A 22,131-nucleotide genomic window follows, 5' to 3' on the forward strand; every position below is an offset into this window, starting at 1 on the left:
ATCATGGATATTAGGCCATAGATTACTGACTGCCACAACAAAGAAGACGCCTTCCCGGCAGGAAAGGCGTCTTCTTTGTTGTGTTTATTCTATTTCGGAAAACCTGAGCAGTAAGCGGCTAAGATCATTCAGCCTGGGCAATGATTTGAGATCAAAAAACTTCAGCCCTGCTTCGCTATTTACTCGGGATTCTACGAGCGAATCCTGAACAATTTGTGCCCTGAACATGGCAATGACAAAATATTCTTCATCCCCACTGGCATGCAAATGTCTCAGATTCGGACCGGAATGCAAACCTTCAAGTGTCATATGATTGGTGGTCCACCCCGTCTCTTCCCACAGTTCCCTGTGCGCGGTGTCCTCAATGGCTTCTCCCGGGCGCATCTGTCCCGCAGGAATACGCCAATGTCCGTGTTCAGCATGCTGGATCAGCAATAATTCACCTTGTTCATTCTCGGCCCGAACCGCCGCCTTAACAACAATATGAGAGCGATTCGCGATATACTGGGCCAAATCTCGGGCTGGCGGATTCATGTCGTATCTCCTCCTGTTCGAAAATCGGTGCGACCGGTGATGAGCCATTCTTTATACGCAGAGATATTACGTTAAATCTCGGTGTAGCGATATTCGATATCCTGTCCTTCTTCAACGACATCTACATGTAGTTGATGACCCTTCAGATACCAGTAATCATGATCTTCCATAAAAAATTGGATACCCGATACCTTCGTTTGATCAGCAGGATGTCTCGGTTCCTCCACGGCGATTCCGAGGGAGAAGCCTGGATGAAGACCTCCGCCGGAGCTATAACGGGCGAAGAAGCGAATGCTGTCTCCTTCGTTCAAATTCAGTTCTTCCTTATACCAGCGAGCAGCGCGGTCAGATACATGTATGGTACTCATTTGGTGTCAGCTCCTTCTCTATATATATGTTCCATCATATCGCTACAATGGCCTGATTACAAACCTCATCCACCCCAAATACGCAAAAAAAGTTCATTCACTTGTCATAATTCCATCATAATGCGCAGCATCTTCTGTTTTGGAAAAACGTTTGACAGATTGTAAAAGTCGGTGTTAAGATGCAAACATACGAGATCTACATGCAATTTATTACCAAAAAAGAAAGGGTGGTTACGGTGTTTAACAATGACGATCTACATCAATTCAGCATACAACTAAATACCGGAGCACCCATGAAATCGTTATTCCGTTCATAAGACCGCATCACAGAAGCCTCTAATCAGGTTTGCTGTTTTGTACTCTCACAATCGAACTTTATCTACGGTGGTGGCTCTGCTCTCGGAGCCATGCTGCCGTATGAATGATACCCAAGACATACCGCCTGCGTGCGGTATGTCTTTTTTTGTGGGCTCAAATGGCTAAACATGAACGGAACATGCATTTCACGAACTTGAAAGGAAGGGATACCACTTGTTCTCTGTACTTAAAAATCTAGCCTGGTTTTTCCGGCTGGAGCGCAAACGATACCTCATTGGTGTCACCTTGCTTATTATGGTGGGCGTCATCGAACTGCTGCCACCTCGTCTTCTGGGCAATGCCATTGACGAGATTGTACGCGGTTCCATCACCGGCGCCTCACTTACACGTTACATTTTACTTATTCTAGGATCGGTCATCATTATTTATCTGACAACGTACATATGGATGCACAAACTGTTTGGCGGTGCCAATCTGGTTGAACGCTTGCTGCGGTCACGCTTTATGGACCATTTGCTGCGAATGACCCCGCCCTTTTTTGAGAAAAACAGAACCGGCGATCTGATGGCGCGTGCCACAAATGATCTTCGTTCCATTGCTACCACAGCAGGCTTCGGCATGCTGACGTTAACCGACTCCACTGCTTTTCTGGCAACCGTATTATTCGCCATGGGTTTTCTGGTTAGCTGGAAACTGACCCTAGCCGCAATTCTGCCTCTGCCTTTTATCGCCATCGCCATGATGATCTATGGTAAAGCCGTCCATCAACGATACACATTGGCACAGGATGCATTCGGGGATATGAACGATCAGGTGCTTGAGTCTATTGCCGGCATTCGAGTCGTGCGTGCCTATGTTCAGGAACGTCTGGATGAGAAAAGGTTCGCTGATGTCACTGAAGATGTGTACCGCAAAAATCTGGCCGTTGCCAAGATGGATGCACTGTTCGAACCTACCATCCGGTTATGTGTTGGACTCAGTTATGTGATTGCACTTGCCTACGGCATTTATCTTGTTTTTCATAATGAAATTACCCTAGGGGATCTCGTATCGTTCAATATGTACCTGGGGATGATGATCTGGCCAATGTTTGCGATTGGCGAATTGATTAACCTGATGCAGCGTGGTAGTGCCTCACTCGATCGGGTTAACGAGACGCTATCTGTAGAACCTGCCGTGAAAGATGTTGAGCAACCTGCTCATATTACTAATCCGGAAGAGATCGCTATGCAGGATGTTACCTTCCGTTATCCTAGTTCTACCATCGATAATCTCAGTCATGTCAGCTTTTCACTTCGACGTGGGCAGACACTGGGGATCGTGGGACGTACAGGTAGCGGCAAGTCCACCTTGCTCAAACAATTGCTTCATGAATACCCGGCTGGATCTGGTAAGTTAAGCATCTCCGGTCATCCGATTCAGGATATCGCCAAAGATGACCTGCACAGCTGGATTGGATATGTTCCGCAAGAACAGGTGCTGTTCTCCAAATCAGTCCGTCAGAACATTCAATTCGGCAAGCCGGGTGCTGATGATAATGTGATTATGGAAGCGATTCGCACCGCAGCCTTTGACGGAGATCTGGGCACTTTATCCGATGGTCTGGACACACTCGTTGGTGAAAAAGGAATTGCGCTGTCCGGTGGACAGAAACAGCGTGTATCGCTGGCGCGTGCCTTTATCGCCGATCCAGACATTTTGATTTTGGACGATGCTCTATCTGCCGTCGATGCACGAACTGAAGCTAAAATCATTGAAAATATACGAAATAAACGCTCGAGCAAAACAACGCTGATCTCGACTCACCGCCTGTCCGCTATTGAACACGCTGACCGAATCATCGTACTGGAGCAAGGGAAAATAACGGAAGAAGGAACCCATCAGGAACTGCTTGCTATGAACGGCTGGTACCGTGAACAGTATGAACGGCAGCAGGTGGAGTCTAATTTGTCCACGTAGGAGGTCAACGCTTTGAAGTCTAATACAGGCAAACGGCTGCTTCAATACGCCCTAAAAGCCAAAGGTACGTTTATTGCCGCTTTGATTATGCTTACGATTGGAGTTGCGGCTGAACTTGCCGGCCCTTTCATCGCCAAGTCCATGATCGACAATCATTTGCTCGCTATTGAGCAACCTTTCTATGAGACTACAGCTTCAAGCGAAGCGGCGGTCTACAATGGAAAGAACTACAAACGTGAAGGCCGGTTTGAACCGGATGAAACGAAAGGTACCGAGGTACGCGTACTGCAAGCCGGTAGAAGTTTTTATTTTGTGAATGAATCCGTAAGTGCCCCCGATGGAGATCGAACCTACGCGGACGGAACACTGACAGTTACACGCGCAGGCGAAGTGACGGGTCAATATGCGGCGGTGCCTTTATCCGCTGGTGAACTCTATGCCTTTTACAAACCGGAAATGCCAAGCATCTATCAACTGATTGTGTATTACATGATCTTCCTTGTTATCTCAGTCATTATGGAGTTTGGTAAAACATACTGGCTGCAATCATCTGCCAACAAAGTCATCCAAAGACTTCGTAACGATGTGTATGCACATATCCAGCGATTGCCGGTACACTTTTTCGATAACCTGCCCGCAGGTAAAGTGGTCTCTCGGGTTACCAACGATACTGAAGCCGTCAAGGATCTGTTCGTTGCGGTTCTTTCGAACTTTTTCTCAGGCATCATTACGATTACTGGAGTGTACATTGCGCTTTTCCTGCTGGATTTCCGCCTCGGATTGATCTCGCTGTTCGTTGTGCCGATGCTGGTTCTGTGGATTGTGCTTTATCGTAAAATCGCCACTCGTTACAATACGATTATTCGTTCACGTCTGAGCGAGATTAATGCGATTATTAACGAGTCCATTCAAGGGATGTCCATTATCCGGGTATTCCGTCATCAGAAACAGACCAAGCAGGAGTTCGAGGATCTGAATGATGATTATATGAAACACCAGAATAAAATGCTCAACCTGAACGCTTTCACCTCACACAACCTGGTTAACGTCCTGCGGAATATCGCTTTTGCAGTTGTTCTGTGGTACTTCGGTTCCAGTGTGCTGGACGGTACGAGTATCATCTCACTGGGTGTGCTGTATGCATTCGTTGACGTTCTCGGACGTTTGTTCCAGCCAATTACAGGTATGGTGAACCAACTCGCGAACCTGGACTCCTCTATGGTATCGGCCGGACGTGTATTTGAACTGATGGATGAGAAAGGTGAACCGGTAACCGATGGCTCGATGCCGAGATACAAAGGAAATGTCGTGTTTGACGATGTATCCTTTGCTTATAAAAAAGATTATGTGCTGAATAACATCTCGTTCAAAGCATCACAAGGTCAAACGGTCGCCCTAGTGGGCCATACCGGTTCCGGTAAAAGCTCGATCATCAACCTGCTGTTCCGGTTCTATGATCCACAGAAGGGCATGATCACGATTGATGGTCAGAACGTAAAGGATCTGCCTAAACAGTGGATTCGCGAACATATGGGCATTGTACTGCAAGATCCGTACCTATTCACGGGTACAGTTGCTTCCAATGTCAGTCTCGGGGATGAGCAGATTACTCGTGCACAGATTGAACAGGCGCTGCGCGATGTAGGTGCTGAGCGAATTCTCGCCCATCTACCGCAAGGATTCGACGAGCCGGTTATCGAAAAAGGAAGTACATTATCTGCCGGACAACGGCAATTGATCTCCTTTGCTCGTGCACTGGCATTCGATCCAGCCATCCTGATTCTCGATGAAGCTACGGCGAACATTGATACGGAAACGGAAGCATTAATTCAAAATGCGCTCGAAGTCCTCAAAAAAGGACGGACCACTTTCATCATCGCCCACCGTCTGTCCACCATTCGTTCAGCAGACCAGATTCTGGTTCTGCATCGCGGACGGATCGTTGAACAAGGTGCTCATGATGAATTGATGGAACTTAAAGGTCGCTATTATCAGATGTATCAGTTACAGCAAGGTGCTCAAGCAGCACCGGATACGAATGGAAACAACCCACTGGGCGAGGCCATTCGAACCACTTCTTCCTTTGCTGGAGGCGGCGTGTAAGTAAAACGGGAATAAATGTAAATATACTTCAACAACCAACCGATATGCCCGCGGACCTCTTGGTCTGCGGCAGATCGGTTTTATTTTGTCCATGACGCAAAATCCGAAACAAGGTTGGTTGTTTGGTTGCTCAATCTACTTTACTCTGGTCCCACTTTACTTTTCTCCGCGCTTATTTATCTTTTCTTGATCTTACCTTTTCTCAATAAACTCAAGATTTGATCGATATAAACTTCCTTCGTGTATTCACTCCTTCTGATTTCCTCTTATTGACAATGGAAACATCTCTCTGTATTATACATACCAACGGTCGGTATCTAAAATATAAGGAGGTTATTATGGCCAGAAACAAGCACCCTGAGCAGACGGTACAGCAGATTCTGAACGTCGCTGCGCAGTTGTTCACAGATAAAGGATTTGAAAAGACGAGTATCCAGGACATCATTGTTACCCTAGGCATGTCCAAGGGAGCTGTGTATCATCACTTTAGATCCAAAGAGGAAATACTGGAGGCGGTCATGGAGCAACAGTTCAACTATACGGCTCAAATGCTGGATCACTTAGTTACAAATACAACGACCACCCCAGCACGAGACAAGTTAGTTCAGATTTTGGAGCATGTCGTCTCTGATCAACAGGCTCATTCCTTGGATCGCGTACTTCGAGCCCAGATCAAAAATCCAGTGTTCATTGTACGAGGGATTCAACAAGCCGTGCGAATCGATGCACCGGTGATTGCAGCGATTTTGCGTGAAGGCATTACAGATGGATCTATCCATACCGAAGATCCCGAAGCTTGTGCAGAAGTATTCATGATGCTGGTCAATATATGGATTAATCCAACACTGTTTGACCGCAATTCGACCGAAACGAAGCAACGTCTTTATTTTTTACAGCGGTTGATGAACATGCTTGGTGCCGATATTGTGAGTGAATCGCTAATTGAACGTATTCTAGACCAACATGCTGCGATGGGCGCTTATCCTATTCTGGATGAAGAGGATGACAGAAATGAGGGATAACCATTTTGAAATCTAATAGACATATGATTTGCAAAGAATGGTTGTCCGAAGAACCCCTTCTCGCCCTTTCTCTGGAATGGATGCAAGGTGAAGTGCATATTAGCCGGGGTACAGAAGCCGTTATCCGTGTTACTCAATGGGGATCCGCTCGTTTTCCAAGAACTCGATGTTTTGAAGCTAACGTCAGCCACGGTTTATTACATCTGATCGATGGACGAAAACAAGCTTTTCCGCTGGGCATTAACTTTCACCGCACATCGCTCCACATTGTACTGCCGCCTGCGGTCTTGAAAAGGCTGTCGATCAACGGAGTTGGTTCCCACTTTCTTGTAGATAACGTTTCTTCGGAACAATGGGATTGTGACTGTACATCCGGCAAGCTCATCTTAACTGGCCATGCCCAGCATATCCGTCTACGATCCGTGGGCAGTCGGGTGACAGCAACAGACCTCCATGCCGAACATATGCAACTGCAATCCACTTCTTCACCTGTTCAGTTATCCGGTCAGTTCACCCATATTCAATCCAAAGTGGCAGGCAGCCAACTCACTATTCACTCCTCAACGATGCTTCAATCTCTGGATAGCCGCTCCACAGGTTGTAACGTTGAAGTGCGAATCCCAGCAGATAACGATGGATTCAAGTTAGACTTCAAGCAGGCTGGGGGCCGATTCAGCAGTGACCTCCCGCTTCAATCCAATCATAATCAACATACGTATCGTAACGGTATTTATCCATTTCAAGCAGAGGTCAGAGGTGGGAAGCTCACCATAGGGAGCTCTTCTTAACATTCCATATAGAGGAGGTAAACATATGAGCATCGGCTGGATTGTTGGCAGCAGCTTGGCTACCGTGGTATTACTTGCGGGGATCATCAGTTTGTTCATCGGTATACGTAAAAACAATCATCGGCGCTGGCCTTGGTGGTTCATCGGTTTTGGGGTGGCTGCACTGGTTAGTGCAGCGATTAATTATCCCGGAACATAGAAACGCCGCATCAACATGCGCAAAAAAAGACAATCGCGCAGACCAGTCACTTTCCGTGCTGCTGCGGATTGTCTATCCATCCTTTGACCACATATCCCATATATAATATTGTTTCTCTTGCCAGAAAAGGAAATTGGCTGCGCCAGGTCTGGTAAGCCGTCGTTCGTGTTGGGGACGGGACGGCATCCATGCCGAGTCCGCTAGCGAGCTTCATCGCCCGTTTCATATGTAGCGGGTCACTTACAATGGTGTAGGTGCGAAACCCTGCCTCTTCTCCAACGCTAAGCGAGTTGACCAGATTCTCCTCCGTAATTCTCGACTCCGTCTCCATTTGAATATCTGCCGGATCTACACCATGTGCAACAGCATAATCTCGTCCTACTTCGGCTTCGGCACGCTCTCCTGCACCGCCAGAACCACCAGTAAAGAGCAGATGACTGATCGTCCCCTGGCGATATAATAAAATGGCATGCTCAATACGTTCGCGAAATACGGGTGATGGGTTGTCCCCTTCTACGGCTGCACCAAGGATAATGGCTGCATCACTCTGTCTGGATGATTCCTCATCGGTGTAGGCCCAGATGAGCGATGCTGTAGTTATTGTCCATATGAATCCTATCAGTACTAGCGATGTAATGGAGATTACAAGCCAGTGTCTGCTTTTTAATTTACGTATCCGGGACTTGCCTTCCATCACAATGATTCATCCTCTTCCAGTGCCCGGGCGTGCATGCTCTCTGCATGCATACGTTCGAGTGTCTGCAGCGCTGCCGCGGATTCAGCATCCAGCCCCAGCTCTGCAATCCAGGCACCTGTGTACTGCTGAAGACTAATCTCCAGTTCCTGTGCACGGTCTTTGAAATCTTCCAGCTCCTTGATCATACGTGATCGTCCTTCAGGACTGAATGTCTCATGAATTCGTTCCTTAAAATAGTGATGTACAATGCTATTACGCTGCTTCCATAGTTCATTCAACTGACGAGTCTCTTCCTCTGAAAAAGTAAAATGATGACGCACCTCATGAATGAGTTGCCCGAGTGAACTGCTCATCTTCCGTTCGTACAGATCTTCCAGATCTTCTTCGGAAACAACTTTGCCCTGGGACATTTTCATTAATAAAATCAGATTGACCAGTTGCTGTTCAAGCGCCTGTCCATAATATACAGCCAATCCGTAGTATGCAAACAATTCTCTGGAGTGTTCGCTGTCCAGCATGTCACCATGCTGCATGTCTGTCTTTTGCATAAGCGAGCCTCCTTTATCTCCGTACAATACATTCCATTCTAACGTCCCTCTATGGTAACGAAACATGGACCAACATTCAAGTTAAACGGAATAATAGCCTCTAACTGCGTATATCCCTTCTTCCCGATAACCATATATGAATGATGAGTAGAACTATGGCATAGAGTATAGCCCACACTGTTGTCAGAACAACAGCCCCCAACTTCGATTCTTCAAATAACATCATCTCACGCACTAAATAAAATGACGGTGGCAGAATCTTGACAACCCACTGTATGGATTCAGGCAAACGTCCGCTTAATGAACCTTGGACAAACGATAATAACATCACCACAATGAAAGGCGGCATGCTGCGGCTCAGCATGGGAATGTATGATTTTTGGAAGAACACACTGAGCCCCAGACCCAGGAGCGACAACGCCAAATGTCCGGCCCAAGCCATGATCCACTCCCCAGTACTCGGTACCCTTCCAAACATGCCCGTAACAACCGGATATAACACGGTAATTGTAGTCAGACCAAACTGCATGATCAACGCACAAATTAATTGTGCGAAGACAACCTTGCGTTTGCTACCTGCATGCAGAACAAGCAATTGATACTGCCCCGCAGGTTCCGTATTCATTACCGTTAAACCCAGCCAAGCCGCGCCAAAAAAGAGCAGCATTGCCGTAACGCTATAACTGTCCGCAACCGGATTAGGTTTGTAGGAATAGATAAGTAACATCGTAATGATATAAAAGATCACCGGCGCAACATATTTCTGTGAACGTATGTAATGTTTTAACAAATAACGAGTCAAGTAGATCATTGGAGGTCGCCTCCTGCCGTAGATAAGGAAGAAAGGTTCTCAGCAACTTCCCTGCTTATAGCCTCACCTGGGTGCCGCCCCTCCATCAATCCTTCCATATTTAATCGGCTCTCTTCCGGCTGTACAGACACAATGGAACCGCCAGCTGCCAGAATCATTCCAATAATCCCATCTGCCGAACTGCGTGACACCTTCCAATCCCATACTTCTCGACCATAATCCTGACGAACCATGCCGCGATGGCATGCAATGATTCCCGGTTGATCAACAAGCAGCGATTTGATAACGGATTGTTCCAGCCCTTCCATCACACTTTGGATACTCACAGCGGGCTCACCAGCTTGCTGCAAATCTTCCTGACTCCAGCGACGCAGCATCGTTCCCTTCTGTAACACGATGACCTGATCTGCGAGACGTTCAATCAGCAATGGCTCGTGGCAAGCTGTAACGATTTGGCTTCCTTCCTGTTTCCACTGTCTGAGCAAAGCTACAATTGCTTCCTGTGCCGGAACGTCCAGACCGGACAATGGTTCATCAAGCAGCAATAACCCATCAGGTCCAGGCAGCAAAGCCTGAATCAAATTCACCTTCTGCAAAGTACCTTTGGATAACTGAGGCAGGTTCTGATCCAGCGCCGTGCCCACGAATAACAGCTCACTCAATTCGCCTATCCGTTGTCGCAATATTTCAGGGCGCATGCCTCGAATACGTCCCATTTCCCACAGATACTCTCTTGGGGTGAAGGGCAGGCGTGGCAGTCCATCCAGTGCATACATAATCCGTCCATGCATAGGCTTGCGCAGCGAGCCTGAGTCAGGCAGTAACATACCCGCCAGCACACGCAGCAACGTGCTTTTGCCTGAGCCATTCCTGCCCACCAGGACGATACACTCACCCTGACCTACTTCCAGATTGATATCATTCAATACCTGCACATCCCCAAGTCGTTTGCTCACCTGCTGTAGCGATATGATTCGTCCGTTTAAGTCTGCTGTTGCTTTTCCTGCTTTATCGAATAATCTACTTGTCCTCCATCCCATAGAATCACATCCGTTCAGGGGCCTGAACGCCCAGTAAATATAGGCTGTAGGCAAGACGCTCCGCCGTACGCTCTGTTAACGCCACACGGAAGGGTTTGACGTCAGCCGGCGCATCCGCAATTCGTTCCGCATGGTAAAAGCGGTTGAACGCTTGGGCAACATCTATCGCATACTTGGCAATGACCGAAGGCTCGTTGCGATGAATTGCTTTTTCCAGATACTGCGGATAATCCGCCAGCAGTTTCAGCAATGCCCATGAAGTGTCACCGATCATGACCGGCTTATTCTGAGTGTTGGCCGCAGCATTGTTACTAACACTGCTAGGAACATTCTCTAATTGATTTTCATTTTCCACACGCCCCGCCTCTGCTGCCTTCGCAAGCACACTGTTAATCCGGGCATGTGTGTATTGCACATAAGGTCCTGTCTCGCCTTCAAAGCTCACCGCATCTTCGAGCGAGAAATCGACGTCGTTCAACCGGTTATTGCGCAGATCTCCGAATACAATCGCACCTACACCAACCGCTTCCGCAACCTCCTGCGAGTTCGGCAGATTCGGATTTTTCTCCTGAATAATCTGTAATGCCCGAGCAACCGCCTCATCCAATACCTCCTGCAAAAAGACGACTTTTCCCCGGCGGGTAGACATCTTCCGTCCTTCGAAACGCATCAAGCCAAACGGAATATGTTCACAAATCTCAGACCATGCATACCCCATCCGGGATAATACCGCAAAGACCTGACGGAAATGAAGCTTCTGCTCTCCCCCGACTACATACAGCATTTTATCTGCCTTCATCACATCATGACGATAAACGGCTGTTGCCAAATCCCGTGTTGGATAGATGGTTGTTCCATCGGTTTTGATAATCAGGCAAGGTGGCATATTCTCCTCCTCCAAACGTACCACCAATGCGCCTTCGCTCTCTTCGAGCAATCCTTTTGCTTTCAGTTCTTCAACTATTGCACCCATCTTGTCGTTATAAAAGCTCTCACCCAGCGTATGGTCAAACTGTACATTCAGACGCTCATACATCCGATTGAATTCTTTCATGCTCACTTCTACAAAAAAGGTCCATAACCGCTGCGCCTCTTCATCTCTTTGCTCCAGCTTGCGGAACCAATCTCGTGCCTCGATTTCCAAAGATGGATCATTCTCCGCCTCATCGTGAAAACGCACATACAGCTCCAATGAGGTACGAATTGGCGCAGCCTGTAGCGCTTCATCATTACCCCAACGTTTGTAGGCTGCAATCTGTTTGCCGAATTGCGTTCCCCAATCCCCCAGATGATTCACACTCACCGAAGTATAGCCTGCCTCGTTATATAACCGATACAATGCTGCCCCAATCACGGTGGAGCGCAGATGACCGATTCCAAACGGCTTGGCAATGTTAGGCGACGACATGTCGATCACGACGCGTGCACCTGCCCCCAGCTGCAGCTTGCCAAATGTTTTATGTCCCAGTTCTTGCAGCAGCTTCGGCGCCAGATCTTCCCGATTGAAACGGATGTTTACATAGGGTCCTGCTGGCGAAGCATCCAGCCCAACGGTCTGTAATTCGGCTGCGATATCAGCGGCGATAACCGCGGGTGCTTTTTTCAACGACTTGGCCAGAATAAAGCAGGGAAACGCGGCGTCACCCATCTCCGCCTGTGGTGGAACCTCCAGTAATCTCAACACCTCGTCTTGCTTCATTCCCGTTAACGGAGCAAGTTGTGCTGCTGCCTGATTCATCAACATGTCGAACACTCCTAGTCATTATCGTATTTAGCCATGCTATAGAAAACAAAAAAAGCCCTCGTCTCTATATCAGAGACGAGAGCTGATCTTCACAGTTCCCGCGGTACCACTCTAGGTGAGCCTGCAGCAAATGTACATCTTAGTACATTCACAGCGTGCTCCGCTCGTTGCGATTAACGGTCGCCTGCCGGATTGTCCTCTACTACCTGCTCTACACCCTCTCAAAAGTGTAAACATGCCTTCGGACAACCATCTCACGGGTGCGCTTCACTCAGGTCATGTCATACCGGCTTCCACCTGCCCCGGCTCGCTGTTATGCATGGATTCTGGCTACTCTCCCGATCACGGATATTCATCGTTTCAATTCATTGCCATCATTATACAGATCACGCTCTGCTTTGGCAACCTGTTACATGCATTTGCCAATGGAGAGCCTGCTGGCGATAGAAGTTCTCGCCTGCGATGGTGAAGAATGTTACTATGCTATATCCATAAAAAATCCCCTCCAGCAGACAACGTTGAAGTACATCTTATCGGATGTCTTATTACGTTGTCTTCTGTGAGGGGATTAGCCTGGCATCTGGCACATTGCTCAGGCTTTTTATTTTTAACCCAATTTAATTCAATCGAGTTATATTTACGCTACTGCGGCCATCATGCGGCAAGCCTCTGCACATTTGCGGCAAGCTTCTGCGCAAGCCTGGCAATGATCATGTTGATGTTTGCCACACTCAGCAGCACAAGCTTCACATGCTTTCACACACAGTTCGCAAATTTCGGCGATGAAATCACTTCCGCGTGTCATGGATTGAGCAGCAAAATTGCAGATCTCTGCACATTCCCGATCCAAACGAATGCAATCACGCAGCATCGCCAGATCATATTCTTTCAGACTCGATATGTAACATACATTGCAAGCATTCATACACTCCAGGCAAGCATCGATACATTGTTGATATTGTTGTTGTGTCATTTAAAGTTACCTCCCAGACTAAGTTTGCTATGCTTCTTAATACCCCGTCTGGAGGAACCTTGAATCATTAAACCTGATTTGCCGCCTCTAATTCCAGCAATTGGTTGCGAATGACCGACTGATCGAAATGCTCACCTATAAACACAGCTACGTTAGGCACATCCCCTTGAGGTGTGATTTTCATATAATCCGATTCCCGGTAAGCATATTGGAACCAGAACCGGCTGGACGTATCGCTAAAAGATAAAATCCCTTTTGCCCGGTACACGTCGCGTGGTAACTCAGCTATCAAGCGCTCAAAAGCCTCACTGTTCACCGGCTGGGTGAAATAGTGTGTATATACCATGACATGTTCATGCGAAGCATGGGGATGGGGATGGGCATGATTATGTCTATGGTTGTGATCATGATCCACATGCTCATGATGTTCATGTCCATCATCGTGGTTGCACCCATGCTCTGCGCAAGCCTCGGAATGCACGTGATGTTCCTTCTCCGCGTGTTTACTCGTCTCCTCAACAGATTGATAGGCATGCACATTGTCTCCGCTACGAAGCAGCACATCCATATCGACTTCACACTTCACCGTAGGCAGTACCGGAGCAAAACCGTTCCAGCGTGCCAAAAGGTCCTGCAGATCTGCCAACTGCTGCTGATTCACCCGGTCCGTTTTATTCAGGAGAATTACAGACGCACAGCGAATCTGCTCCTGCATCAGCTTGAAGGTTTGTCCCTTCTGCTCCTGGTACAGCCCTGACAGATGCGCGGCATCTACTACAGTAATCAGGCTTCTCAGTTCAAGTCGCATATAGAGGGATGTTTCCGTTACTGCATCCAGAATCTCCATCGGGTTGGCTGCTCCTGTTGCTTCGATGATAATGACATCAGGCGATTCCTCCTGCACAAGATCAGCAAGTTGCAGCCCCAAGTCACCGCGCACGGTACAGCAAATGCATCCTCCCAACATTTCCGTCATGGGCACGGAAGCATCAACAATCTGACCATCCAGATTCACTTCACCCAGTTCATTCATGACAACGGCGGGCCGGAGACCTTGTTGCTGCCAATGTTCAATCAGTTGAACAAGCAGTGTCGTTTTACCACTGCCCAAGAAGCCTGACAATATATATACTGGTATGGATGATTCATTTGTTTTTAATTCACTCATCGTTGTTCACCTCTCAATTTATCCAATGGTACTGGTCTATCTCTATCCTAGCGAGTGTACACTATCCTGCAATCTTTGCGCAATCCTGGCCTTCTATTTGCAAGTCCATTGCCTCATTCTACTGAATGGTCTATGCTATGAGAACATGTTGATTGGAGGAGGATGTATTATGACCAATTCAGTGGAACAACATCGTCAGGAAGCCCCTGACACGGTATCCTGTATGATTGTAACCGTTTCAGATACCCGTACCAAGGACACTGATACAAGCGGACAACTTATGCATAAGCTGCTAACCGATTCAGGCTACCAGATCGTCGAATATATCATTACACCGGATGAAACTGAAACCATTCGAAGCATCCTCCAGGATGCAGCCGTTCGTGACGATATCGAAGCCGTGCTGCTCAGCGGTGGGACCGGAATTGCACCCCGAGATACAACATACGAGGCAGTGTCTTCACTACTCGATAAGGAGCTGCCGGGGTTTGGAGAAATCTTCCGCTTCCTCAGCTATACCGAGGATATCGGTTCTGCTGCCATTCTTAGCCGCGCAGTAGCAGGAACCATCGGGCGTACAGCCGTATTCTCCATGCCAGGCTCCAAGGGAGCTGTCAAGCTGGCAATGAATAAACTCATTTTGCCTGAACTGAGGCATGTCATGCGTGAAATATATAAACCCGTCTGAATAATCAGACGGGTTTATCAGATTTATTTTAGTGGAGTCGATTACTTCAGTTGCTCAAGCACATGCTGGAATATCTGCATGACGTCTTCTTCATAATCGTCCTTTTCTCCACCTGAAGCCGTATAGACCAGTGACACGTAGTCTTTGCTGCGAATCGTTGTTTTGCCAAGTACATTTTCCATCACAGCCTCATCGCCATCATTACCGTACATTTCGTTCATCCGGGCTACTCTTGTAGGGGCATCACTGAAAATATGGACCTTTACAATATGTCTGCCACTTCCATTCAGCAGGTACATATAAGAGATTCCGTCCTCACCATCATCAGCGGACATATTATTCATTAACTTTATGCCTTTTGCAGCAAAAGCTTCATCCAGCTCCTGAATTAATGGACCATTTAACCCGTGACCCTGACTCTTTGCCCGAACATTTCCTTCATCTGTCGCTTGTCGGGTATATATTTTCCGTTCCTGCTCCACATTCGATGCTGAACACGCTACTACCGATATAGTACATAGCACCACGACCATACTAACCAAGACAGACTTCACACGTCCAGATCTATAGTGCAATCCTTTTCTGTTAACACGCATACTCATCCTTCCTTTCCCGCCACATGCACGGTGACGCTCTCAGGTAGAGTTAGCATGTCTAGGAGAAAAGGATCTTATTCGGCAGGCGTATCGGACATCGTATTAACTACCGTACGACCTACAGCACCGCCCTTGAGGATCGTTTCGAGTGTCTGAGGCAGTTGTACCCATGAGATTTCCTGAATCCCCAGCTCCAGCGCCCGATCCGGCTTCCATTCTCCGCCAAGCAGCTTCCATATCCGTTCCCGCCGTTCCATCGGGCAATAGACTGAATCAATCCCAATCAATTGAATCCCCCGCAAAATAAACGGAAATACGGTGGACTCGAATGCAGCCCCTCCGGTTAAGCCTGATACGGCGACAGCGCCTCCGTATTGAATCTGTTTCAGACGTTCCGCCAGTGCCGGACCTGCTGCCGGATCAATTACACCTGCCCAGAGCTGTTTGCCCATTGCTCCCTTGGCTGGCGCATCCGCTTCTTCGCGTGAAATGACGTGTGAGGCACCCAGATTTCGAAGCAGCTGCTCCTGTTGATCTTTTTTGCCTGTACTTGCTGTCACTTCAAATCCCAGCTTCGCCAGAATAGCTACTGCCATACTCCCTACTCCTCCGGTTGCTCCGGTCACCAGAATATTGCCCATCTCCGGAGTCACTCCAGCCCGCAACAAAGCATCTACCGAAAGTGCCGCAGTGAACCCTGCCGTTCCAATTGCCATCGCTTCCTTCTCACTGAGTCCATGCGGCAGAGGAACAAGCCATTCGCTGCGCAGACGCGCATATTGACTGTACCCTCCAAAATGAGAAACGCCCGGTTCGAAGCCTGTGCTGATCACCCTATCCCCCGGTGCAAACCGGCCGCTCACGGATTCCTCTACAATCCCTGCAAGATCGATCCCCGGTACGATCGGATATTCGCGAACCACACCGCCCTTTTCAGTTGTGGCGAGACCATCTTTAAAATTGACGCTTGAGTATTGAACCTGTAGGGTTACGTCACCATTAGGCAAGTCCTCTTTCGTCAGCTGCTCCATAGCAGCCTTCACGCCACCCTGTTCTTCTTTACGCACGACATAGGCAGGAAAAGTATTCTTCATTCGTTATCCTCTCCTCAGTTATAAATTTACTTATTTTTCTATTCATATCATGAATTGTTCGCATTCAATTTAAACAAGTATAAGGGCGACATCCGTCGAACTCAATCTCTCCGGCTGGTCATCAAATAAATGAGCGGACCTATCAATGGGATCACCCCTGCAACTGCCCACCCGCGAGAACGACGATTGTCAAAAGCATCCCTGAACAATGCGATCACGGAAAGCAAAGTTAGGATGACGAAATCAATTGTCATAATATGTACAAAGGAAGACTCCCTGAACGCTTCCATGTATACATCAGGATTGCCTTGAGTCACTGCATAGAAGCCTGTGCCCAATGTAAGCAGCAGCAGAACCACATGGGTCAGCTTATGAGCTGCCACACGTCCAATACCCGATTCACGCTGACTACCAAAGGAGAGGCGTTCGTATCCCGAACCTCTGTGTGTTTGCGAGGACCACGCAAAATAAGGCAGCAGCGCAAAGGCTCCCAAACCAAAAGACAGCAACACAAAAGGCCACGCCGGTACACGAGATCCTCTCGCTTTCCCTGACCTCCTTAACAGCAGGCAAGCGAAAATAGCCGGATAAATCCCAAGCCACGAAAATACCGTTAGTAGCCAGGGTTCTTTGCTTTGCAGTGTGACCAGCTCTTTAAACACAGGGTCACTCCCAAGAGGCTGCCCAGGTACCCAAATCCAGGCGTACGCAATGAAAGCCAGCCAGGTCAGTGCCAAAATCCATTTCATGGTTGCACCTCCTCTTTCATTCATCCCCGGCAGATACGCAATTGAAACAGCCATAGAAACAGATCCTGTCGAAAGGCAAGCTCGGAAAGATGCAGTATTTGACGTCTCCTGCGCTTTCCCGAGAAATAATGGCTTCATTTCCCTGTAAACCTGCGTCCGTTGAAGGTATAGTATACCGCAGTTCAAGGACTGTCTGTCCATGATGTTTCACACACCATCCATTCGTCATGCGGGACAATCAGCAAGAAAGAAGAAACCAAAAAGGCATAACCCGGTCTACGTCCTTCCGGTTATGCCCCTTTATTTGATTTATTCTTCGGTGGATTGCACGTGCTCAGCAATGAGCTTCTGCTTCATATTCCAGGCCGCAGGGCTGATATTTACGCGGTAAATCTCAGGATTGAGTTTCCGCAGATATTCCGGCCAGAAGAGATCCATCTGCTCGCGGTGATAACTTCGAATTTCATCCAGGGTAGGCAGCTCATACACTTTGCGCCCATTCACAAAGATCGGTTCCAGCATGTTCACTGCTTCGTAGCGGGTTACCGTCTTTTTCAGATAAGGGTGTAGCGGGTTGAACAGCTTGAGCGGCCCGCCCTGTAGCGGCTGCTCTTCTCCTGGATAGCAGATATAATCTGCAATCGCCTTGCCATGTTTCGGATCAATGATCCGGAAGACTTCTTTTTTACCTGGTGTGGAGACTTTTTCGGGATTGGCCGAAATTTTGATCGTAGGCAGCATGGCACCATCCACTTCACGCTCCACCAATTTATATACGCCACCCAAAGAAGGTTGGTCGGAAGCGGTAATTAGTTGTGTGCCCACTCCCCATGTATCGATGCGAGCTCCTTGCGCCTTAAGGTTGAAAATTGTATTTTCATCCAGATCGTTGGAAGCTACAATCTTCACGTAATCCAGTCCGGCGTCGTCCAGCATCTGCCGAGCTTGAATGGATAGATACGCAAGGTCCCCGCTATCCAGACGAATGGCGTTCATCTTTTTGCCCTGGCTCTCCAGCTTCTTGGCGGTCTTGATTGCATGGGGTACACCACTGTTCAATGTATCAAAAGTATCGACCAGCAGTGTCACTTGATCTGGCAGCACTTTGGCATAGACGTCAAACGCCTCCTGCTCACTCATAAAACTCTGCACCCATGAATGGGCATGTGTCCCTGCTGTCGGAATTCCAAAGCGCTCTCCAGCCAGCATATTAGACGTTGCATGGAATCCTGCCACATACGAGGCACGCGCCCCCCAAATGGCCGCATCCGCTTCCTGTGCACGTCGTGTTCCGAATTCGAGCAACGTGTCCTGACTTGCCACCTGTTTGATCCGGGAAGCCTTCGTTGCAATTAACGTCTGATAATTCATGAAGTTAAGTATCGCCGTCTCCACCAGTTGTGTCTCCATAATGGAGCCTTCTACCCGAATGAGCGGTTCATCAGGGAAAACGAGCGCCCCTTCCTTCATGGAATGAATCGTCCCCTGAAATGAAAACTGGAGCAACTCTTCCAGAAAGACCGGATCGTAATTTTCCTCTTGTTTAGATAAATATTTGATGTCCTCCATCGTAAACCGAAGCTGGCTGATATAATTCACAATGCGTTCCAATCCGGCAAATACGGCATATCCGTTGCCAAAAGGAAGCTTGCGGAAATAGGCTTCAAACACCGCTTTCCGTTTGTGAGTTCCATTCACCCAGTGGGCGTACATCATATTGATTTGATATTTATCCGTATGTAAAGCCAGGCTAGTCGTCTGCATTTGTCTCATCCTCTCTGACTTCCGCTTGTGTCGGCAGGTCTAGCCTTGCAGACACGGGTCAACATGTGGAGACTCATTGCTCATGATTCATGATTCTGGTTACGTACCATTGCATAAGTCTCCGGTTTATTCCTATTCACCATATTCCCCAGCAACATAACACTTGTTCAACCAACAGAATATGATGGATATGATCACAGGTTCAGTTACAGGTTCAAGCCTGCGAGAACGGTATCGCTCGCTTTGACCACCTGGGCCCCAAGACTGGAACGAAAATGTCCAAGCGCCCAATCATGTCCCGCTTGATTGAAGCTCGCCACGGCGTCTTCATATACCGTTATGTGAAAACCTTTATTATAAGCATCCACTGCCGTGTGCAGTACGCAAATATCCGTACATACACCGATCAGTGCAATGTCTGTTATTCCACGTTCACGCAGGCGCAGCTCCAGATCTGTACCGCAGAATGCGCTGTATCTTGTTTTATCCATCCATCGAATCTGAGATTCCCGTTCTTCCATAACCTGGGCTAGACGACCATAAAGCTGTCTTCCCTCCGTAACCCTGATGTTATGGGGAGGAAAAAGAGCAGTTTCCGGATGGTAAGGATCATTCTCTTCATGCAAGTCCACGGCCATAACAACCTCATGCTTGTTATTGCAATAAGCCTCCGTTATTGCTGCAATCGTCTCCTCAATCTCCACAGCAGGCTGGCCTACAGGCAACGAACCTGTCACAAAATCACGTGTAAAATCGATTACAATCAGTGCTTTCATCGTCCACACTCCCTTTTTGAGAATAGGTTGATCCTGATTCAATCCATCATGATTCGCTTGCGAATTAAGTATAGATGGAAAGACGAGGTACAAGCTCCGTAAAACGGTATAGCTGGGCCGGACGCTGTGAATATTGATTGGAGCTTAGCAGGTTGCCCTCCTCATCCCGAACCTCTTCCACAATGCCTTTGCGGCTGCGTGTAGAAGTGATCTTCCGAATGAAATTCGGTTCTTCAAAGTCAGGTACAACACTCTGAATCACTTGGTATAACTCGCTTAGTGTAAAATCACGAGGCAGGAACTGTCGTGCAATCGTCGTTTCCAGCATTTGCTGTTGAATACGCCGGTACGCATCTTCTATAATCGTCCGGTGATCAAAGGCAAGCTCGAGCTCTTGCAAAGCTTCCTGAATCGTAAATAATCCAACATCCTCAGCATCATCTGCAGCCTGACGGTGTTCCAACATCCATTCCTCTACCAGTGCAAAAAACGCATGTGAGATAATCCATCCTCTGGGGTCACGCCCAGGCTGACTATATACATTCAAATACTCCAGATGTCCGCCGTCCACACCTGTCTCTTCCATCAACTCGCGCTTTGCAGCACCATAGATGGATTCATTTTCCTGACAAAATCCACCGGGCAACGCCCATCTTCCCGCAAAAGGCCAACCTTTGCGTTTGATCAGCATGACCTTCAACTCCCGGATTGGGAGTGTCTTGGTTACCGTCTTGCGTTCCCGCTTGGTCAAGGTAAACATGACGATATCCGCAGGAACACCATCGGGTGTACGATATTTCTTGGAATTATAGGCACGTGCTGCCTGTTCATCGCTTTCAGCATTGAATTGTTCGTAGTTTTCGCTCATGGGCACCACCGACTATTCTCATTTTGATATTTTCATTATGACATAATAATATCTTTTGTCAACCTTGAGATTCCGTGTTTTGCGCTTTTACTCGCGCTATACGGAATGTAGCTGTTGCCATACATCCCAACGTTCCAGATGCATCCCGGACCTCAGATTGTGCCGTCACACTACGCCCCGCTTGATGCAGGATCGTTGATGTCACGATTAATTCCCCTTGTTTCATGGGTGCCAAGAAATGAACATTCAGGTTGGTAGTCACACAACTGTCTACTGCCATTGCGGCTGTAGCTACCATGCCCATCGCCTGATCCATGAGGGACGTCAGCACTCCACCATGAATAATCCCCATGGAGTTAGTGTGATGTTCGCCCGCTGTCAGCGCGATCTGTACTTCTTCTCCGTCACCTTTAATAAACCGACAACCGAGAAAGCCCCAAAATCTTCCGTTTCCTTCTGCAACCATTTTGTCCAAAATACCCATATTGATTTCCCCTTTAGTGCACTTTAAGTATAAAGCCCATGATGTATGTTGTTGATGATTTTACCAGCATTGGTTCTTTTCGTAGTTGATCTAAAGTGCTTCGTTATTATATTAAGCCTGCTCTTACGGAACAGGTCTTATCCAGTGAAGTTGTCTTGATCAGGCCACCACACAAAATAACCCCACCACGTGGAGTCTGAGATGATCAAAAAAGGCGCGGACTGCGTCCGCACCCTTCCGTTCACTTACCCGCAGCTGGTCGGAGGTGAATCCGTACCTGCCTCCACGTTCACTTTCTCGGAGACGGTATCCCGAATTACAGAAATAACAAGCTGAAGCAAATAATTGATATCGCTTTGACTTTGCTGGAATTCCGTAACGAGTGGAATGCCGTCCAACTCTGCCTGCAGATCCTCAATTTCCTGTTCAATTTTGCTGACCATGTCTGCATTTTTGAAGCTTTCAAAAGCAACGATTTCCTTTTGTTTCTTCTTAATCGTTGCAATCAATTGTTGGATGCGCTCATGATCGCGAATTTTGGACTCAGCCTGTTGGAACTGTTTAACTTCCTCGCTCGTTCCAAGCATATCAGCCAATTCTTTGGCTTTTCCCATAATGTCGTCGCGTATAACCAGATCGCGCGTATCGTAGGTAGGCATTCCATAAGGGTTGTACTGCACTTCTTCCTGCGCCACTCGAAATCACTCCATTCTATGAGATGATATAAGATGAAATACTCGATGTTGCACTAAGCTTAGTTAACTGCTTGAGTGACCGCTGCGGTTACGGATCGTTCTTTCGATCGCTGTTGTCTCCAAATTTTTCTGATTGTAATAGTCT

The 22,131-nt window shown here is 47.8% G+C and carries 24 protein-coding genes; 7 read left to right on the plus strand and 17 right to left on the minus strand.

The genetic code is table 11. The features are described 5' to 3' along the window. Nucleotides 1-84 precede the first annotated feature (84 nt). A complete protein-coding gene (locus A6049_RS19850; RefSeq protein ID WP_063566334.1) occupies nucleotides 85-534 on the minus strand; it encodes an NUDIX domain-containing protein in 450 nt (149 codons plus the stop codon). 71 nt (nucleotides 535-605) lie between these two features. Next, the gene (locus tag A6049_RS19855; RefSeq protein WP_024630313.1) at nucleotides 606-902 is read right to left on the minus strand and encodes a HesB/YadR/YfhF family protein; all 297 of its coding nucleotides are present in this window, start codon (nucleotides 900-902) and stop codon (nucleotides 606-608) included. A 531-nt stretch (nucleotides 903-1,433) separates the two neighbouring features. On the opposite strand from A6049_RS19855, the gene A6049_RS19860 reads away from it, so the two are divergent. From A6049_RS19860 to A6049_RS33645, 5 genes are all read left to right on the plus strand, one after another. Continuing rightward, on the plus strand, nucleotides 1,434-3,179 hold the full coding sequence (locus A6049_RS19860; RefSeq protein WP_063566335.1) for an ABC transporter ATP-binding protein: 1,746 nt from the start codon (nucleotides 1,434-1,436) through the stop codon (nucleotides 3,177-3,179). A 12-nt stretch (nucleotides 3,180-3,191) separates the two neighbouring features. After that, nucleotides 3,192-5,282, plus strand: coding sequence for an ABC transporter ATP-binding protein (locus tag A6049_RS19865; protein WP_063566336.1), 2,091 nt, complete (start codon nucleotides 3,192-3,194; stop codon nucleotides 5,280-5,282). Between the two features lie 338 nt (nucleotides 5,283-5,620). Beyond that, a complete protein-coding gene (locus A6049_RS19870) occupies nucleotides 5,621-6,304 on the plus strand; it encodes a TetR/AcrR family transcriptional regulator (protein WP_063566337.1) in 684 nt (227 codons plus the stop codon). Between the two features lie 5 nt (nucleotides 6,305-6,309). Beyond that, on the plus strand, nucleotides 6,310-7,092 hold the full coding sequence (locus A6049_RS19875) for a DUF4097 family beta strand repeat-containing protein (RefSeq protein WP_145921942.1): 783 nt from the start codon (nucleotides 6,310-6,312) through the stop codon (nucleotides 7,090-7,092). A gap of 25 nt (nucleotides 7,093-7,117) precedes the next feature. Further along, a complete protein-coding gene (locus A6049_RS33645) occupies nucleotides 7,118-7,291 on the plus strand; it encodes a hypothetical protein (RefSeq protein WP_162842452.1) in 174 nt (57 codons plus the stop codon). 46 nt (nucleotides 7,292-7,337) lie between these two features. On the opposite strand, the gene A6049_RS19880 is transcribed toward A6049_RS33645, so the two are convergent. The 5 genes from A6049_RS19880 to argS all read right to left on the minus strand — a co-directional run bounded on the left by A6049_RS19880 (nucleotide 7,338) and on the right by argS (nucleotide 12,131). After that, complete coding sequence (locus tag A6049_RS19880; RefSeq protein ID WP_063566339.1) at nucleotides 7,338-7,985, minus strand: YdcF family protein; 648 nt, start codon at nucleotides 7,983-7,985, stop codon at nucleotides 7,338-7,340. Next, nucleotides 7,985-8,536, minus strand: a complete 552-nt coding sequence (locus A6049_RS19885) for a hypothetical protein (protein WP_063566340.1) — start codon at nucleotides 8,534-8,536, stop codon at nucleotides 7,985-7,987. The genes A6049_RS19880 and A6049_RS19885 overlap by 1 nt, the downstream gene beginning before the upstream one ends. A gap of 100 nt (nucleotides 8,537-8,636) precedes the next feature. Then, the gene (locus A6049_RS19890) at nucleotides 8,637-9,347 is read right to left on the minus strand and encodes a hypothetical protein (protein WP_063566341.1); all 711 of its coding nucleotides are present in this window, start codon (nucleotides 9,345-9,347) and stop codon (nucleotides 8,637-8,639) included. Further along, nucleotides 9,344-10,387: an ATP-binding cassette domain-containing protein gene (locus A6049_RS19895; RefSeq protein WP_063566342.1), complete on the minus strand. Its 1,044-nt coding sequence runs from the start codon at nucleotides 10,385-10,387 to the stop codon at nucleotides 9,344-9,346. Before A6049_RS19895 ends, A6049_RS19890 begins: the two co-directional genes overlap by 4 nt. A gap of 4 nt (nucleotides 10,388-10,391) precedes the next feature. Then, complete coding sequence (gene argS / locus A6049_RS19900; RefSeq protein WP_063566343.1) at nucleotides 10,392-12,131, minus strand: arginine--tRNA ligase; 1,740 nt, start codon at nucleotides 12,129-12,131, stop codon at nucleotides 10,392-10,394. 130 nt (nucleotides 12,132-12,261) lie between these two features. On the opposite strand from argS, the gene A6049_RS32975 reads away from it, so the two are divergent. Beyond that, nucleotides 12,262-12,600: a hypothetical protein gene (locus tag A6049_RS32975; RefSeq protein WP_145921943.1), complete on the plus strand. Its 339-nt coding sequence runs from the start codon at nucleotides 12,262-12,264 to the stop codon at nucleotides 12,598-12,600. A gap of 168 nt (nucleotides 12,601-12,768) precedes the next feature. Here the strand turns inward: A6049_RS32975 and A6049_RS19905 are convergent, their stop codons facing one another. Together A6049_RS19905 and A6049_RS19910 are read right to left on the minus strand one after the other, a co-directional pair. Next, nucleotides 12,769-13,104, minus strand: a complete 336-nt coding sequence (locus tag A6049_RS19905) for a four-helix bundle copper-binding protein (RefSeq protein WP_063566344.1) — start codon at nucleotides 13,102-13,104, stop codon at nucleotides 12,769-12,771. Nucleotides 13,105-13,171: 67 nt separating this feature from the next. Then, nucleotides 13,172-14,272 carry a CobW family GTP-binding protein gene (locus A6049_RS19910; RefSeq protein ID WP_063566345.1) on the minus strand — a complete coding sequence of 367 codons (1,101 nt, stop codon included), beginning with the start codon at nucleotides 14,270-14,272 and terminating at the stop codon, nucleotides 13,172-13,174. A 166-nt stretch (nucleotides 14,273-14,438) separates the two neighbouring features. Between A6049_RS19910 and A6049_RS19915 the strand changes: the two genes are divergently transcribed. Next, a complete protein-coding gene (locus A6049_RS19915) occupies nucleotides 14,439-14,960 on the plus strand; it encodes a MogA/MoaB family molybdenum cofactor biosynthesis protein (RefSeq protein ID WP_095206169.1) in 522 nt (173 codons plus the stop codon). 41 nt (nucleotides 14,961-15,001) lie between these two features. Here the strand turns inward: A6049_RS19915 and A6049_RS19920 are convergent, their stop codons facing one another. The 8 genes from A6049_RS19920 to A6049_RS19955 all read right to left on the minus strand — a co-directional run bounded on the left by A6049_RS19920 (nucleotide 15,002) and on the right by A6049_RS19955 (nucleotide 21,950). Further along, the gene (locus A6049_RS19920; RefSeq protein ID WP_063566347.1) at nucleotides 15,002-15,556 is read right to left on the minus strand and encodes a hypothetical protein; all 555 of its coding nucleotides are present in this window, start codon (nucleotides 15,554-15,556) and stop codon (nucleotides 15,002-15,004) included. A gap of 74 nt (nucleotides 15,557-15,630) precedes the next feature. Beyond that, the gene (locus A6049_RS19925; RefSeq protein WP_063566348.1) at nucleotides 15,631-16,650 is read right to left on the minus strand and encodes an acrylyl-CoA reductase family protein; all 1,020 of its coding nucleotides are present in this window, start codon (nucleotides 16,648-16,650) and stop codon (nucleotides 15,631-15,633) included. A 101-nt stretch (nucleotides 16,651-16,751) separates the two neighbouring features. Further along, entirely contained in the window at nucleotides 16,752-17,399 is a 648-nt protein-coding gene (locus A6049_RS19930) for a hypothetical protein (RefSeq protein ID WP_063566349.1), read from the minus strand. 309 nt (nucleotides 17,400-17,708) lie between these two features. Next, nucleotides 17,709-19,163 carry a nicotinate phosphoribosyltransferase gene (locus A6049_RS19935; RefSeq protein ID WP_063566350.1) on the minus strand — a complete coding sequence of 485 codons (1,455 nt, stop codon included), beginning with the start codon at nucleotides 19,161-19,163 and terminating at the stop codon, nucleotides 17,709-17,711. Between the two features lie 206 nt (nucleotides 19,164-19,369). Then, nucleotides 19,370-19,939 carry a cysteine hydrolase family protein gene (locus tag A6049_RS19940; RefSeq protein ID WP_063566351.1) on the minus strand — a complete coding sequence of 190 codons (570 nt, stop codon included), beginning with the start codon at nucleotides 19,937-19,939 and terminating at the stop codon, nucleotides 19,370-19,372. A 64-nt stretch (nucleotides 19,940-20,003) separates the two neighbouring features. Beyond that, nucleotides 20,004-20,807: an NUDIX hydrolase gene (locus tag A6049_RS19945; RefSeq protein ID WP_063566352.1), complete on the minus strand. Its 804-nt coding sequence runs from the start codon at nucleotides 20,805-20,807 to the stop codon at nucleotides 20,004-20,006. Between the two features lie 58 nt (nucleotides 20,808-20,865). Beyond that, nucleotides 20,866-21,291, minus strand: coding sequence for a PaaI family thioesterase (locus A6049_RS19950; protein WP_063566353.1), 426 nt, complete (start codon nucleotides 21,289-21,291; stop codon nucleotides 20,866-20,868). Nucleotides 21,292-21,536: 245 nt separating this feature from the next. Next, complete coding sequence (locus A6049_RS19955) at nucleotides 21,537-21,950, minus strand: YlbF/YmcA family competence regulator (RefSeq protein ID WP_372828763.1); 414 nt, start codon at nucleotides 21,948-21,950, stop codon at nucleotides 21,537-21,539. Nucleotides 21,951-22,131 lie beyond the last annotated feature (181 nt).

It is taken from the genome of Paenibacillus sp. O199, from assembly GCF_001636635.1.
GTDB classification, from domain to species: domain Bacteria; phylum Bacillota; class Bacilli; order Paenibacillales; family Paenibacillaceae; genus Paenibacillus; species Paenibacillus marchantiae.

Coding starts and splice junctions, on each gene's coding strand:
- A6049_RS19850 (WP_063566334.1), bottom strand. CDS start 534: ATGAATCCGCCAGCCCGAGATTTGGCCCAGTATATCGCGAATCGCTCT.
- A6049_RS19855 (WP_024630313.1), bottom strand. CDS start 902: ATGAGTACCATACATGTATCTGACCGCGCTGCTCGCTGGTATAAGGAA.
- A6049_RS19870 (WP_063566337.1), top strand. CDS start 5,621: ATGGCCAGAAACAAGCACCCTGAGCAGACGGTACAGCAGATTCTGAAC.
- A6049_RS33645 (WP_162842452.1), top strand. CDS start 7,118: ATGAGCATCGGCTGGATTGTTGGCAGCAGCTTGGCTACCGTGGTATTA.
- A6049_RS19880 (WP_063566339.1), bottom strand. CDS start 7,985: ATGGAAGGCAAGTCCCGGATACGTAAATTAAAAAGCAGACACTGGCTT.
- A6049_RS19885 (WP_063566340.1), bottom strand. CDS start 8,536: ATGCAAAAGACAGACATGCAGCATGGTGACATGCTGGACAGCGAACAC.
- A6049_RS19890 (WP_063566341.1), bottom strand. CDS start 9,347: ATGATCTACTTGACTCGTTATTTGTTAAAACATTACATACGTTCACAG.
- A6049_RS19895 (WP_063566342.1), bottom strand. CDS start 10,387: ATGGGATGGAGGACAAGTAGATTATTCGATAAAGCAGGAAAAGCAACA.
- argS (WP_063566343.1), bottom strand. CDS start 12,131: ATGTTGATGAATCAGGCAGCAGCACAACTTGCTCCGTTAACGGGAATG.
- A6049_RS32975 (WP_145921943.1), top strand. CDS start 12,262: ATGTACATCTTAGTACATTCACAGCGTGCTCCGCTCGTTGCGATTAAC.
- A6049_RS19905 (WP_063566344.1), bottom strand. CDS start 13,104: ATGACACAACAACAATATCAACAATGTATCGATGCTTGCCTGGAGTGT.
- A6049_RS19910 (WP_063566345.1), bottom strand. CDS start 14,272: ATGAGTGAATTAAAAACAAATGAATCATCCATACCAGTATATATATTG.
- A6049_RS19920 (WP_063566347.1), bottom strand. CDS start 15,556: ATGCGTGTTAACAGAAAAGGATTGCACTATAGATCTGGACGTGTGAAG.
- A6049_RS19925 (WP_063566348.1), bottom strand. CDS start 16,650: ATGAAGAATACTTTTCCTGCCTATGTCGTGCGTAAAGAAGAACAGGGT.
- A6049_RS19930 (WP_063566349.1), bottom strand. CDS start 17,399: ATGAAATGGATTTTGGCACTGACCTGGCTGGCTTTCATTGCGTACGCC.
- A6049_RS19935 (WP_063566350.1), bottom strand. CDS start 19,163: ATGCAGACGACTAGCCTGGCTTTACATACGGATAAATATCAAATCAAT.
- A6049_RS19940 (WP_063566351.1), bottom strand. CDS start 19,939: ATGAAAGCACTGATTGTAATCGATTTTACACGTGATTTTGTGACAGGT.
- A6049_RS19945 (WP_063566352.1), bottom strand. CDS start 20,807: ATGAGCGAAAACTACGAACAATTCAATGCTGAAAGCGATGAACAGGCA.
- A6049_RS19950 (WP_063566353.1), bottom strand. CDS start 21,291: ATGGGTATTTTGGACAAAATGGTTGCAGAAGGAAACGGAAGATTTTGG.
- A6049_RS19955 (WP_372828763.1), bottom strand. CDS start 21,950: ATGCCTACCTACGATACGCGCGATCTGGTTATACGCGACGACATTATG.